We start from the raw sequence: 13198 nt of genomic DNA on the forward strand, positions 1-13198 counted from the left end.
TCAGGGAGAGGGCTGGGGTGAGGGGGCTTCTGATCTTTAGTTGAATTCATCTCCAACCGGATACCGGCTCGCATTCAAGCTCTCTTTGATCTTGCGCAAATGCGGCTGGAAATCCACCCCGCGACGCAAGGTCATCCCGGTCGCCAACACATCCAGCACCGTCAACTGAATGATCCGCGACGTCATCGGCATATAAATGTCGGTGTCTTCCGGCAACGGAATATTCAGACTCAAGGTACTGGCCTTGGCCAGCGGCGAATTCTCCGCCGTCAGGCCCAGCACCGAAGCGCCGTTCTCGCGAGCAATGCGCGCCACCTCGACCAGTTCACGGGTGCGACCGGTGTAGGAAATGATCACGAACAACTCACCGGTGTGCGCCACCGAGGCAATCATCCGCTGCATCAACACATCAGCATGCGCGGTGACGGCGAGGTTGAAACGGAAGAACTTGTGCTGCGCATCCAGCGCCACCGGTGCCGAAGCCCCGAGGCCGAAGAAGTGGATCTGCCGCGCCTGAATCAACAGGTCGACAGCGCGGCTGATCAGGTTCGGGTCCAGCGCCTGGCAGGCACTGTCCAGGGACGCGATGGCGCTGCCGAAAATCTTCTGCGTGTAAGCCTCGGGATTGTCGTCGGCCTCGACCGCGCGGCTGACATACGCCGCGCCGCTGGCCAGGCTCTGCGCCAGTTGCAGCTTGAGTTCGGGATAGCCGCTGACACCGAACGAACGGCAGAAACGGTTGACCGTCGGTTCGCTCACCGAGGCGGCCTGGGCGAGGGCGGCGATGCTGAAGCGGGTGGCCTGCTGCGGGTTGAGCAGGATCACCTCGGCGACTTTGCGTTCGGCCTTGTTCAGGTCTTCAAGGCGACTCTGGATCTGTTCCAGTAAATTTCGCACGCGGTCCATATGGAATTCCTAATTCACCTGCGCAAAGGTGCGCCGGGCTATGCAAATTGGGCCTTTGATATGGCCCGTAACGGTGGCCTATCCTACTGATGGCTCCGACTGACCACCACTCGGAATCTGTATTTTGCGAAAATGTTGTGGTTATTACTACATTTTCCCTTGAGTGATGCCTTGAAAAAAGGTATTTGTAGCTTAACTTGATAAAAGAACAAACATCATGCCTTCGATTACGGTTGAACCGTGCACCTTTGCCTTGTTCGGCGCGCTTGGCGATCTGGCCCTACGCAAGCTGTTTCCTGCCCTTTATCACCTCGATGGCGCCGACCTGCTGCACGAGGACACGCGCATCATCGCATTGGCCCGTGAAGAAGGTTCCCAGCAGCAGCACATGGCGTTCATCGCCGCCGAACTGCGTCGCTATGTGGGCAAAGAGCTGGACGAAGCGGTCGCCGAGCGTTTTCTCGCACGCCTGACCTACCTGCACGTCGACTTCCTCAAATCCGAAGATTATGTGGCGCTGGCCGAACTGGCCGGCAGCACGCAACGCATGATTGCCTACTTCGCCACACCGGCAGCGGTGTACGGCGCGATCTGCGAGAACCTGGCGAAAGTCGGTCTGGCGGAAAACACCCGCGTGGTGCTGGAAAAACCGATCGGCTCCGACCTCGAGTCGTCGCGCAAGGTTAACGACGCCGTGGCGCAGTTCTTCCCGGAGAACCGCACCTACCGCATCGACCATTACCTGGGCAAAGAAACCGTTCAGAACCTGATCGCCCTGCGTTTCGCCAACAGCCTGTTTGAAACCCAGTGGAACCAGAATTACATCTCCCACGTGGAAATCACCGTGGCCGAGAAGGTCGGCATCGAAGGCCGCTGGGGCTATTTCGACAAGGCCGGCCAACTGCGCGACATGATCCAGAATCACCTGTTGCAACTGCTCTGCCTGATCGCCATGGACCCGCCGGCCGACCTGTCCGCCGACAGCATTCGTGACGAGAAAGTAAAAGTGCTCAAGGCGCTCGCGCCGATCAGTCCGGAAGGCCTGACCACGCAAGTCGTGCGCGGCCAGTACATCGCCGGCCACAGCGAAGGCAAATCCGTCCCGGGCTACCTCGAAGAACCGAATTCCAACACCCAGAGCGACACCGAAACCTTCGTCGCTTTGCGTGCCGATATCCGCAACTGGCGCTGGGCCGGCGTGCCGTTCTACCTGCGTACCGGCAAGCGCATGCCGCAGAAACTGTCGCAGATCGTCATCCACTTCAAGGAACCGTCGCACTACATCTTCGCCCCTGAGCAGCGCTTGCAGATCAGCAACAAACTGATCATCCGCCTGCAACCGGACGAAGGCATTTCCTTGCGCGTGATGACCAAAGAGCAAGGCCTGGACAAAGGCATGCAACTGCGCAGCGGCCCGCTGCAACTGAATTTCTCCGACACCTGGCGTAGCGCGCGGATCCCCGATGCCTACGAGCGGTTGTTGCTGGAAGTGATGAACGGCAATCAGAACCTGTTTGTCCGTAAAGATGAAATCGAAGCCGCGTGGAAGTGGTGTGACCAGTTGATCGCCGGGTGGAAAAAATCCGGTGACGCGCCCAAGCCGTATGCGGCCGGGTCGTGGGGGCCGATGAGCTCCATTGCATTGATCACGCGGGACGGGAGGTCGTGGTATGGCGATATCTGATGTGCAACTGCCTGCGGGCGTGAACGCTCATGAATTCAAGAGCCCGGTGCTGTTGGCCGAAGGTCTGGCGCTGAACGTCGCCAAGCAATTGAGCGACGCTATTGCTGCACGCGGCAACGCGGTGCTGGTGGTGTCCGGCGGTCGTAGCCCGGTGGCGTTTTTCCAGCACCTGGCCAAGCAGGAACTGGATTGGTCGAAGGTCGTCGTGACCCTCGCCGACGAACGCTGGGTACCGGTTGAACACGCCGACAGCAATGCCGGCCTGCTCAAGCAATACCTGCTCAAAGGCCCGGCGGCGAAAGCGCAGTTCCTCAGCCTTTATAGCGCGGCGGCCAACGTCGAGCAGGCGGCTGAACAGGCTGACCGCTTGCTCGCCGAATTGCCGCCGATTGACGTGCTGGTGCTGGGCATGGGCGATGACGGCCACACCGCGTCGCTGTTCCCCGACAGCCCGAACCTGACCGAAGCCTTGCAAGCCGATGGCACACGCCGTTGCTGGCCGATGCTGGCGCCAAGCGTGCCGCGTCAGCGCCTGACCATGAGCCGTGCGCTACTGGCCTCGGCCAAGCACAAGATTCTGTCGATTTCCGGTCAGTCGAAACTGACCACCCTGAATGCCGCACTGGCATCCGACGACGTCGCCGCCATGCCGGTGCGCGCGTTTCTGCAACCTACGTTAGAGATTTACTGGTGCCCATGAGCCAAGGAACAGCCGCTATGACAACCCCATCCCCGACCGTTTCCATGGCGGACAAAGTTGCCCTGATCGACAGCCTCTGCGCCAAGGCGCGGATCCTGCCGGTGATCACCATCGCTCGCGAACAGGACGTGCTGCCACTGGCCGACGCTCTGGCTGCCGGTGGTCTGACCGCGCTGGAAGTGACCCTGCGTTCGCAGTTCGGCCTCAAGGCCATTCAGATCCTGCGCGACCAGCGCCCGGAACTGATGACCGGTGCCGGCACCGTGCTCGATCGCAACATGCTCGCGGCTGCCGAAGCCGCTGGTTCGCAGTTCATCGTCACTCCGGGTATTACCCGTGACCTGCTGGAAGCCAGCGTCGACAGCCCGATTCCGCTGTTGCCGGGCATCAGCAACGCTTCCGGCATCATGGAAGGCTACGGTCTGGGTTATCGCCGCTTCAAGCTGTTCCCGGCTGAAGTCAGCGGTGGCGTGGCGGCAATCAAAGCCCTCGGCGGCCCGTTCGGCGAAGTGAAATTCTGCCCGACTGGTGGCGTGGGTCCTGCCAACATCAAGAGCTACATGGCGCTGAAAAACGTCATGTGCGTGGGCGGTAGCTGGATGCTTGATCCGGAGTGGATCAAGAACGGCGACTGGGCCCGTATTCAGGAATGCACCGCCGAGGCGTTGGCGCTGCTGGACTGATTGTTACCAGACACTTCGTTGTGTGTTCTACGGCTTTACGGTGCGCTTGGTCGGTGCACCGTTTTTTTTTGCCTGAAAATTGCTGTGTAGAAGCTATGTAGGAGCTGTCGAGTGAAACGAGGCTGCGATCTTTTGACCTTGCTCTTTAGCGCCAACATCAAAAGATCGCAGCCTTCGGCAGCTCCTACATCGACACCGTTACGACGCGATACATAGTTACCGCACAACCGCGTTTGTGTGGCGCTAATCTGCGTTCATCTTATGGAAGAGAGAACGCCTCATGGACGACCATCAATCAGCAGACTTGCCCCATCAGCCTCTTCGGCAACGGCAAACGCATATCCCAGGCAGCTTCGATTGGCGCAAAACCGAAGGCAAGGTGCGCAACATCAGTGGCGGCATCGAAGGCCTGCCACTGGTATTGCGTCTGGCCCTGGTCGACGCCATGACCGGTGAGCCAGTGGTAGGCGCCCAGGTCCGGATCGAACAGAACGTTGGCGCCGACAGCCTGTGCGGCGCCCAGTCGACCGACAGCCAAGGCATTGTACGGTTTACCAGTATTTACCCGGATCAGCACTCTGGCGGGGCTTCGTGCATCGCCATGACCGTGTGCATCGCCAGTGATGATCAACACCCGCAGTCACATCAGGAGGCCTGGGCAGGACGGCTGCATCTTCCGGATGTCTGTAGCTGTGAAACGGCGGGGGATGATGCTTCGCGACTGGTGTTGCGACCGATTGGCGGGGAAGGTCTTGAGGACGGCTACTTCGGCAGCCTGACGATCGGCGTCGACACCTTTGCGGTGTCGTCGCAGATCGGCCTTGCTGGCTACGAAAAGCCCACGGGCGCGGTGTTTTAGCGCAGCTCGTTCAACGCTCGCACCAGCAACTGCATCTCGGCAGCCGTGCTGGTCAGCCCCGGTGTAATGCGAATGCTCGGCCCGCTGGCTGCGCCGTTGCGCACCACGGTGAACAGGTTGTAGTCGTTGAGCAGACGCTCGGCCATCGCCTGTTGATCATCGTGGCGGGTGAAACGCAGCGATGTGATGCCGCAATACAGCCGTGGATCGTCTGGCGTCATCACCTCGATACCCGGCAAATGCCGCACCGCGCTGACCCACAGATTGCGCAGATAATTGACGCGAGCACCCTTGGCCGGCGCACCGCCGAGGGAGCGGTGCTCCTCGAACACTAGCGGCAAGGTCATCAGTGCTGGAATGTTGGGCGTGCTGTACGACGTGCGCGCGCGGATGTCATTGGCCGGGTAATGCATTTCACCCATGTCCGGATCGATATCGGCCAAGCGTTGCGGCGCGATATAGAGGAAGCCGAGGGTGAGTGGCGCGCCGATCCATTTGTGCAGGTTGAATCCGGCGAAAGAGATGCCCAGTGCTTCAAGATCGAACTCGATCTGACCGAGCGCATGGGCGCCGTCGAGGATGACATCGACGCCATGCTCTTTGGCGAGCGCGGCGATGGCTTGTACCGGCATGACCAGGCCGGTGCGGTGAGTGACGTGAGTCAGGGCCATCAGCTTGATCTTCGGGTGGCCGCTGAACGCTTCGCGGTAAGTCTCCAGCAGACTGTCGTAACTCGCTGGGTGCGCGTGGGCAATCTCGATCACCTCGGCGCCGCGATGTCTGGCCAGCCAGCGCATGGCGCCTTTGACCGTGTCGTATTCCAGATCACTGATCAGCACCTGATCGCCCGGTTGCAAGCGGTTGTAGTTGCGGATCAGCGATTGCAGGGCTTCGGTGGCGTTGCGGGTGAACGCGACGCTCTGTGCACGCACGCCAATCAGCTCGGCCAGTTGCGCACGGATATCGAGGTTGTCGTGCTGCTCGAAACGCTGGCGCACGTACACCGAATTACTGCTGTTGATCAGCTCGATATTGCGTTGGTACTCCTCGATTACCGTGCGCGACATGCGCCCGAAGTAACCGTTTTCCAGGTTCACGGGGCCGGGTTGAACGTCGTAACGGTCGGCGAACGTTTGCCAGAAGGCTTCGTCACGGGCGCGGCGGGTGTTATCGGGCATGGTCGGCTGACTCTAAAGAGGAGGGCGCTTCAATGGCGCGGGGCAGGTTTGCCGTGTTTGGCGCGCAGCGGTTCGAGCAGGTCCGAGAGGCCGTTATGGTCGATCTCCTGCATCAGTGCGAGCAGCCCACCGAGTTCGCCGTGAGGGAAACCTTCACGGGCAAACCAGTTCAGGTACGGCCCCGGCAGGTCGGCAATGATCCGGCCCTTGTACTTGCCGAAGGGCATTTCGCGGGTGATCAGCAGTTCGAGTTTTTCGGGATTCATCAGGGATTTCGTCTGGCTTCAAATCAGCTTGGAAAATACAGGCATTCTGCATGCAGGCCAAATGACAGATCATGCAAATAACCGTGATACAGATAGTTCACTTATCTTTAAATTGTTGATAAATAAAGAAATTTCATAAATAAAAAAGCTGGCACGCACACTGCAATATCCCTTGCATCTTCAACCAATCGCAAGGAATTGAAAAATGACCGACATGAATAAAGAAGCCATCTCTGTACTCAATGACCTGATTGAAACCAGCAAGGACGGTCAGGAAGGGTTCAAGACTTGCGCCGAAGACATCAAGCACCCAGAACTGAAAACCCTTTTCGTGACTCGCTCCGCTGATTGCGCTACCGCTGCTGCAGAACTGCAAGCCGAAGTTCGCAAGCTGGGCGGCGATCCGGAAACCTCCACCAGCGTCAGCGGTGATCTGCACCGTCGCTGGGTCGACGTCAAAGCCATGTTCACCGGCAAGGACGAAGAAGCTGTGCTGAACGAAGCCGAGCGTGGTGAAGACCATGCGCTGAAGGCTTACAAAGAAGCTCTCGAGAAAATCAGCAAGCACAATCTGGTAGGTATTCGTGACCTGGTTGAACGCCAATACCACGGTGTGCAACGTAACCACGACCAGGTGAAAGCCCTGCGTAACCAGGCTCGCGCTCGTTCGTAAGCGTTTGCCGGGTACAAAAAACGCCAGCTAGTCTGGCGTTTTTTTATGGGGCTGGGAAAAGCAAGAGCAAGAGCCCCTCACCCTAGCCCTCTCCCGGAGGGAGAGGGGACTGATTGGGGTGAATGTGGGAGGTACACCGACTTGAACGATCTAAGGTGAACTCAGGTTCTGAAAAGCATCAAGATCGGCTCCCTTTCCCCCTCGCCCCCCTGGGGGAGAGGGTTGGGGTGAGGGGGAAAAGCTCTCACTGACACACCAAAAATCAATCAGCCAATGCTAATCGCCGGCAGCGTCGGCAACGTCACCGTCTGCTGCTTGCGCGGCGCCAGAATCTCAGCCTCGCCATCCACCACCAACTCATCACGCTGGTTGAACACACGGGTGGCAATGCGTACACGAAACTTCGGCAGCTTCTCGAGGATTTCCAGACGCACGGTCAACGTGTCGCCAATCTTCACCGGCTTCTGAAAGCTCATCTGCTGGCCGATATAAATAGTGCCCGGCCCAGGCAGCTCGCAGGCAACGGCGGCACTGATCAGCGCGCCACTGAACATACCGTGAGCGATACGCTCCTTGAACATGCTCGCGGCGGCAAACTCGGCGTCCAGGTGCACCGGGTTGTGGTCGCCCGACATCGCGGCAAACAGTTGAATGTCGCGCTCTTCGACGGTCTTGCTGTAGCTGGCGGTCTGGCCGACTTCAAGGGCTTCGTAAGGGATGTTGGTAACCTGGGTCATCGGTCTCGATTCCTGTGACGGATTCAGTGAATCCAGAAAAAATTATTCGCTGCGCTGAGGGCGCGGATGGCTCAGGGCCTGATCGATCCAGGCCAGCACATCCGCGATCACTTCGTCGCGGTTGGTCTCGTTGAACAATTCGTGCCGTGCCTGCGGGTAGATCTTCAGTTGCAGGTGCTGGCTGCCGGCCGAGCGCAATGCATTGGCCAGATCTGTCAGACGCTTGCCTTCACTCACCGGATCACATTCGCCGCCGATTACCAGCAGCGGCAGGCCCGGGTCGATCTGCGCGAGATTGGACGCTTTGCTGATCTGCTGCAAGCCGCCGAGCAGGTCGATCCACAGTTGATTGGTACAGCGAAAGCCGCATAACGGGTCGTTGGCATACTGGTCGACTTCGGCGGGATCACGACTCAGCCAGTCAAAGCGTGTGCGCACCGGTTTGAATTTGTTGTTGAACGAGCCGAACGACAACCATTCGATCAACGCGCTGCGGCCCTTGCCTCCCTGGCGCATTTTCTCCACACGGGCGATCTGCCGCGCCGCGCCGTACAGCGCGACGGGCTGAAAGTTTGAACCACTGAGAATCGCCCCATGCAGGCTGGCGCTGTGGTGCAACAGATAACCTTGGGCGAGGTAGCTGCCCATGCTGTGGCCCAGCAGAATGATCGGCACCCCGGGGTGTTGTTGACCAATGTGCTGATTGAGGCTGGCCAGATCACCGAGCACTTTGCACCAGCCGTCGTCATCGGCGAAGTGTCCGAGGGTACCGTGATTGGCGGTTTTGCCATGTCCGCGTAAATCCGGGGCGTACACGCCATAGCCTTTGTCGCAAAACGTTTCAGCCAGTCGCGCATAGCGGCCGCTGTGTTCGGCCATGCCATGGGCCAGCAGGATCACCGCTTTCAATGGCGCTGCGGGCAGCCATTGATTGACGAAGAGGCGGCTGCGGTCACTCGCGTCCAGCCATAGGGTGTCGTGGATCATGGCGCTTCCTTTGCTCAGAGTCGGATCATTGTATAGCGCGTCTGATCAGCCCACGCCACGGCAGGAAGATTCACACGATCAATGACGGCTTTGTCCATATTTGCCTCAATGGCCATAGCTGCTAGTGTCCGTGAAGCTCCGCTTTTTCAGAAATGACAGAAAGCGGCCCCGGAACGGCTCAGGTAAAGAGGACAAGAACAATGCAACCTGATTTCTGGAACGACAAACGCCCGGCCGGCGTACCGCTAGACATCGACATGGGTGAGTTCAAGTCGGTGATCGAGGTGTTCGAGCGTTCCTGCAAGAAGTTCGCCGATCGCCCGGCGTTCAGCAACATGGGCATCACCCTGACCTATGCTGAGCTTGAGCGTCAGAGCGCAGCCTTCGCCGGTTACTTGCAGGCGCATACCGATCTGGTCCCGGGGGATCGCATCGCCGTGCAGATGCCCAACGTCCTGCATTACCCGATTGCCGTGTTCGGTGCCTTGCGTGCCGGGTTGATCGTGGTCAACACCAACCCGCTGTACACCGCGCGGGAGATGCGTCATCAGTTCAAGGATTCCGGGGCACGGGCACTGGTATACCTGAATATGTTCGGCCAGAAAGTCCAGGAAGTGCTGCCCGACACCGACATTCAATACCTGATCGAAGCCAAAATGGGCGACCTGATGCCCGCAGCCAAGGGCTGGCTGGTCAACACCGTGGTCAGCAAAGTGAAGAAAATGGTCCCGGCGTATTCGCTGCCGCAGGCGATCTCCTTCAAGAGCGCACTGCGCATGGGCCGCGGCCTGGGCATCAAGCCGCTGAAGGTCAGCCTCGACGACATCGCCGTGCTGCAATACACCGGCGGCACTACCGGGCTGGCGAAGGGCGCAATGCTCACCCACGGCAATCTGGTGGCGAACATGCAGCAAGTGCGCGCCTGTCTCGCCCAGCTCGGCCCGGACGGCCAGCCGCTGTTGCGCGAAGGCCAGGAAGTGATGATCGCGCCGCTGCCGCTCTATCACATCTATGCCTTCACCGCGAACTGCATGTGCATGATGGTTTCCGGCAACCACAACGTGCTGATCACCAACCCGCGCGACATCGCCGGGTTCATCAAGGAGCTGAAAAACTGGCGCTTCTCGGCGCTGCTGGGCTTGAACACGTTGTTCGTGGCGTTGATGGATCACGCGGATTTCAAGACCCTCGATTTCTCCAGCCTGAAACTCACCAACTCCGGTGGCACCGCACTGGTCAAAGCTACTGCGGAGCGCTGGGAGCAGATAACCGGCTGCCGCATCACCGAAGGCTACGGCCTGACCGAAACCTCACCCGTGGCCTGCACCAACCCGTACGGCGATCAATCGCGGCTGGGCACGGTCGGTTTGCCGGTGCCGGGCACGTTGCTGAAAGTCATCAATGACGATGGCGTCGAGCTGGCTATGGGCGAGCGCGGCGAGCTGTGCATCAAAGGCCCGCAGATCATGAAGGGCTACTGGCATAAACCGGAAGCCACCGCCGAGGTGCTGGATGCCGAGGGCTGGTTCAAGTCCGGCGATATTGCGGTGATTGATCCGGACGGTTTTGTGCGCATCGTTGATCGCAAGAAGGACATGATCATCGTCTCCGGTTTCAACGTTTATCCGAATGAAATCGAAGACGTGGTGATGGCCCATCCGAAAGTCGCTAACTGTGCGGTGATCGGTGTGCCGGACGAGCGTTCGGGGGAGGCGGTGAAGCTGTTTGTGGTGGCGCGGGAAACCGGGGTCAGCCTCGAAGAGCTCAAGGCCTACTGCAAAGAGAATTTCACTGCGTACAAAGTGCCGAAACACATCGTGTTGCGTGAGTCATTGCCGATGACGCCTGTCGGGAAAATTCTGCGGCGGGAGTTGCGCGATATCGCTTAAAGACCAGAAGCGAAAAGATCGCAGCCTGCGGCAGCTCCTATAGGAAAAGCATTCCAAGGTAGGAGCTGCCGAAGGCTGCGATCTTTTGCTTTAAGTCCCCGAAAACCGGGGCTTCAAAGGTGTTCTAGGATTTTTGCTCTAAAATGACTGCTAGATAGTCTTGAGTCATCATAGTGACTGTAGGGGCCGCTTTTGGCTCTAGTCGACCCTTGGCAAAGCTGCTACTCTCGGCGCGCTTTGTGACTTCTCGGCCTATGTAAAAGCCAGATTCACCAATACCAAACACACACCAATAATAATCGCATCAAATGCGGTGAAGAATTCGCGTTGCTGAGGAGTGGGCTTCCATGATCGAAGACTTTTGGAAGGATAAATACCCGGCTGGAATTGCTGCCGACATCAATCCGGACGAGTATCCGAACATTCAGGCAGTGTTGAAGCAATCCTGCCAACGCTTCGCCAACAAACCGGCTTTCAGCAACCTGGGCAAGACAATCACCTACGGTGAATTGTACGAATTGTCCGGTGCGTTTGCTGCGTATCTGCAACAGCATACCGATTTGCAGCCCGGCGATCGAATCGCCGTGCAACTGCCCAACGTTCTGCAGTACCCGGTGGCCGTCTTCGGTGCGATTCGCGCCGGGCTGATCGTGGTCAACACCAACCCGCTGTACACCGCGCGGGAAATGGAACACCAATTCAATGACTCCGGTGCCAAAGCCCTCGTTTGCCTGGCAAACATGGCGCACCTGGCCGAAGCCGTGGTGCCGAAAACCGGCGTCAAACACGTCATCGTCACTGAAGTTGCCGACCTGCTGCCGCCGATCAAGCGCCTGCTGATCAACAGCGTCATCAAGTATGTGAAGAAAATGGTCCCGGCCTATCACTTGCCCAAAGCCGTCAAGTTCAACGACGTGCTGAGCAAGGGCCAGGGCCAACCGGTTGCCGAAGCCAATCCGCACAGCGGCGACGTTGCCGTGCTGCAATACACCGGCGGCACCACCGGCGTGGCTAAAGGCGCGATGCTGACCCATCGCAACCTCGTCGCCAACATGTTGCAGTGCAAAGCGCTGATGGGTTCCAACCTCAATGAAGGTTGCGAGATCCTGATCACGCCGCTGCCGCTGTACCACATCTATGCGTTCACCTTTCATTGCATGGCGATGATGCTGATCGGCAACCACAATATCCTGATCAGCAACCCGCGCGACCTGCCGGCGATGGTCAAGGAATTGTCGAAGTGGAAGTTCAGTGGTTTCGTCGGCCTCAACACGCTGTTCGTGGCGCTGTGCAACAACGAAGGTTTCCGCAAGCTGGATTTCTCCGCACTGAAAGTCACCTTGTCCGGCGGCATGGCCTTGCAACTGGCCGCTGCCGAGCGTTGGAAAGCGGTCACCGGTTGCGCCATCTGCGAAGGTTACGGCATGACCGAAACCAGCCCGGTGGCCACGGTCAACCCGATCCAGCACATCCAGATCGGCACCATCGGTATTCCGGTGCCATCGACCTTGTGCAAAGTCATCGACGATAACGGTGTCGAGCAGCCGCTGGGTGAAATCGGCGAACTGTGCGTCAAAGGTCCGCAAGTGATGAAGGGCTACTGGCAGCGTCAGGAAGCCACCGATGAAATGCTCGACAGCGAAGGCTGGCTGAAGACCGGTGACATCGCGCTGATCCAGCCGGACGGCTACATGCGCATTGTCGATCGCAAGAAAGACATGATTCTGGTCTCCGGTTTCAACGTCTACCCGAACGAACTGGAAGACGTGCTGGCGACCCTGCCGGGTGTGTTGCAGTGCGCAGCCATCGGCGTGCCGGACGAGAAGTCGGGCGAGGCGATCAAGATCTTTATCGTCGCCAAACCAGGCGTGACCCTGACCAAAGAGCAGGTGATGGATCACATGCGTGCCAACGTCACTGGTTACAAGGTGCCGCGCTCGGTGGAATTCCGCGATGCGCTGCCGACCACCAACGTCGGCAAGATTCTGCGCCGCGAGTTGCGTGATGAAGAGCTGAAGAAAATCAAGGCCAAGTCCGCCGCTTAAAACACGAAGCCCCGCAGATGCGGGGCTTTTTGTTGGGGCAGGCTGTAGATTTTGTAGTGTCTGGTAAATCTACCCCCTCACCCCAGCCCTCTCCCCCAAGGGGGCGAGGGGGAAAGGGAGCCGATCGGGGGCTTTTCAGAATCCGAGTTCGACTCGATATTTCAAGTCGGCGTATCTCGCCCAAACGCCTCGGTCAGTCACCAGAGGCAAGGGAGCCGATCGGGGGCTTTTAAGAATCCGAGTTCGACTCGATATTTCAAGTCGGCGTATCTCGCCCAAACACCTCGGTCAGTCACCAGAGGCAAGGGAGCCGATCGGGGGCTTTTCAGAATCCGAGTTCGACTCGATATTTCAAGTCGGCGTATCTCGCCCAAACACCTCGGTCAGTCACCAGAGGCAAGGGAGCCGATCGGGGGCTTTTCAGAATCCGAGTTCGACTCGATATTTCAAGTCGGTGTAGCTCGTCCAAACACCTCGGTCAGTCACCAGAGGCAAGGGAGCCGATCGGGGGCTTTTCAGAATCCGAGTTCGACTCGATATTTCAAGTCGGTGTAGCTCGTCCAAACACCTCGGTCAGTCCCCTCTCCCTCT

General features: G+C 58.6%; 12 protein-coding genes. 7 read left to right on the top strand and 5 right to left on the bottom strand.

Annotated elements, in window-relative coordinates:
* Positions 1 to 36: 36 nt before the first annotated feature.
* A complete protein-coding gene (locus tag ACOYXJ_RS16365; protein ID WP_171057240.1) occupies positions 37 to 897 on the bottom strand; it encodes a MurR/RpiR family transcriptional regulator in 861 nt (286 codons plus the stop codon).
* A 226-nt stretch (positions 898 to 1123) separates the two neighbouring features.
* Here ACOYXJ_RS16365 and zwf point away from each other — a divergent pair, with 226 nt between their 5' ends.
* The 4 genes from zwf to ACOYXJ_RS16385 all read left to right on the top strand — a co-directional run bounded on the left by zwf (position 1124) and on the right by ACOYXJ_RS16385 (position 4832).
* On the top strand, positions 1124 to 2590 hold the full coding sequence (gene zwf / locus ACOYXJ_RS16370; RefSeq protein WP_077574250.1) for a glucose-6-phosphate dehydrogenase: 1467 nt from the start codon (positions 1124 to 1126) through the stop codon (positions 2588 to 2590).
* On the top strand, positions 2577 to 3290 hold the full coding sequence (gene pgl, locus ACOYXJ_RS16375) for a 6-phosphogluconolactonase (protein WP_460370463.1): 714 nt from the start codon (positions 2577 to 2579) through the stop codon (positions 3288 to 3290). Before zwf ends, pgl begins: the two co-directional genes overlap by 14 nt.
* A gap of 17 nt (positions 3291 to 3307) precedes the next feature.
* Positions 3308 to 3973, top strand: coding sequence for a bifunctional 4-hydroxy-2-oxoglutarate aldolase/2-dehydro-3-deoxy-phosphogluconate aldolase (locus tag ACOYXJ_RS16380; RefSeq protein WP_008082815.1), 666 nt, complete (start codon positions 3308 to 3310; stop codon positions 3971 to 3973).
* 280 nt (positions 3974 to 4253) lie between these two features.
* Positions 4254 to 4832 carry a peptidase associated/transthyretin-like domain-containing protein gene (locus ACOYXJ_RS16385; RefSeq protein ID WP_150795755.1) on the top strand — a complete coding sequence of 193 codons (579 nt, stop codon included), beginning with the start codon at positions 4254 to 4256 and terminating at the stop codon, positions 4830 to 4832.
* On the opposite strand, the gene ACOYXJ_RS16390 is transcribed toward ACOYXJ_RS16385, so the two are convergent.
* Both ACOYXJ_RS16390 and ACOYXJ_RS16395 read right to left on the bottom strand, forming a co-directional pair.
* Positions 4829 to 6010 (bottom strand): aminotransferase class V-fold PLP-dependent enzyme, encoded by a 1182-nt coding sequence (locus ACOYXJ_RS16390; protein WP_460370466.1) that lies wholly within the window; start codon positions 6008 to 6010, stop codon positions 4829 to 4831. The genes ACOYXJ_RS16385 and ACOYXJ_RS16390 overlap by 4 nt on opposite strands.
* 29 nt (positions 6011 to 6039) lie before the next feature.
* The gene (locus ACOYXJ_RS16395; protein WP_003227425.1) at positions 6040 to 6276 is read right to left on the bottom strand and encodes a DUF3820 family protein; all 237 of its coding nucleotides are present in this window, start codon (positions 6274 to 6276) and stop codon (positions 6040 to 6042) included.
* Positions 6277 to 6481: 205 nt separating this feature from the next.
* Between ACOYXJ_RS16395 and ACOYXJ_RS16400 the strand changes: the two genes are divergently transcribed.
* The gene (locus tag ACOYXJ_RS16400; protein ID WP_016983691.1) at positions 6482 to 6949 is read left to right on the top strand and encodes a ferritin-like domain-containing protein; all 468 of its coding nucleotides are present in this window, start codon (positions 6482 to 6484) and stop codon (positions 6947 to 6949) included.
* Positions 6950 to 7215: 266 nt separating this feature from the next.
* On the opposite strand, the gene ACOYXJ_RS16405 is transcribed toward ACOYXJ_RS16400, so the two are convergent.
* Entirely contained in the window at positions 7216 to 7686 is a 471-nt protein-coding gene (locus ACOYXJ_RS16405) for a MaoC family dehydratase (protein ID WP_003227420.1), read from the bottom strand.
* Between the two features lie 42 nt (positions 7687 to 7728).
* Complete coding sequence (locus ACOYXJ_RS16410; RefSeq protein WP_460370468.1) at positions 7729 to 8673, bottom strand: lysophospholipase; 945 nt, start codon at positions 8671 to 8673, stop codon at positions 7729 to 7731.
* Positions 8674 to 8873: 200 nt separating this feature from the next.
* Here ACOYXJ_RS16410 and fadD2 point away from each other — a divergent pair, with 200 nt between their 5' ends.
* Together fadD2 and fadD1 are read left to right on the top strand one after the other, a co-directional pair.
* Positions 8874 to 10562 (top strand): long-chain-fatty-acid--CoA ligase FadD2, encoded by a 1689-nt coding sequence (fadD2, locus tag ACOYXJ_RS16415; protein WP_460370470.1) that lies wholly within the window; start codon positions 8874 to 8876, stop codon positions 10560 to 10562.
* Between the two features lie 347 nt (positions 10563 to 10909).
* Positions 10910 to 12607 (top strand): long-chain-fatty-acid--CoA ligase FadD1, encoded by a 1698-nt coding sequence (fadD1, locus tag ACOYXJ_RS16420; RefSeq protein ID WP_095121271.1) that lies wholly within the window; start codon positions 10910 to 10912, stop codon positions 12605 to 12607.
* The last annotated feature ends 591 nt before the right edge of the window (positions 12608 to 13198 follow it).

The organism is Pseudomonas sp. Tul2A7 (genome assembly GCF_054790505.1).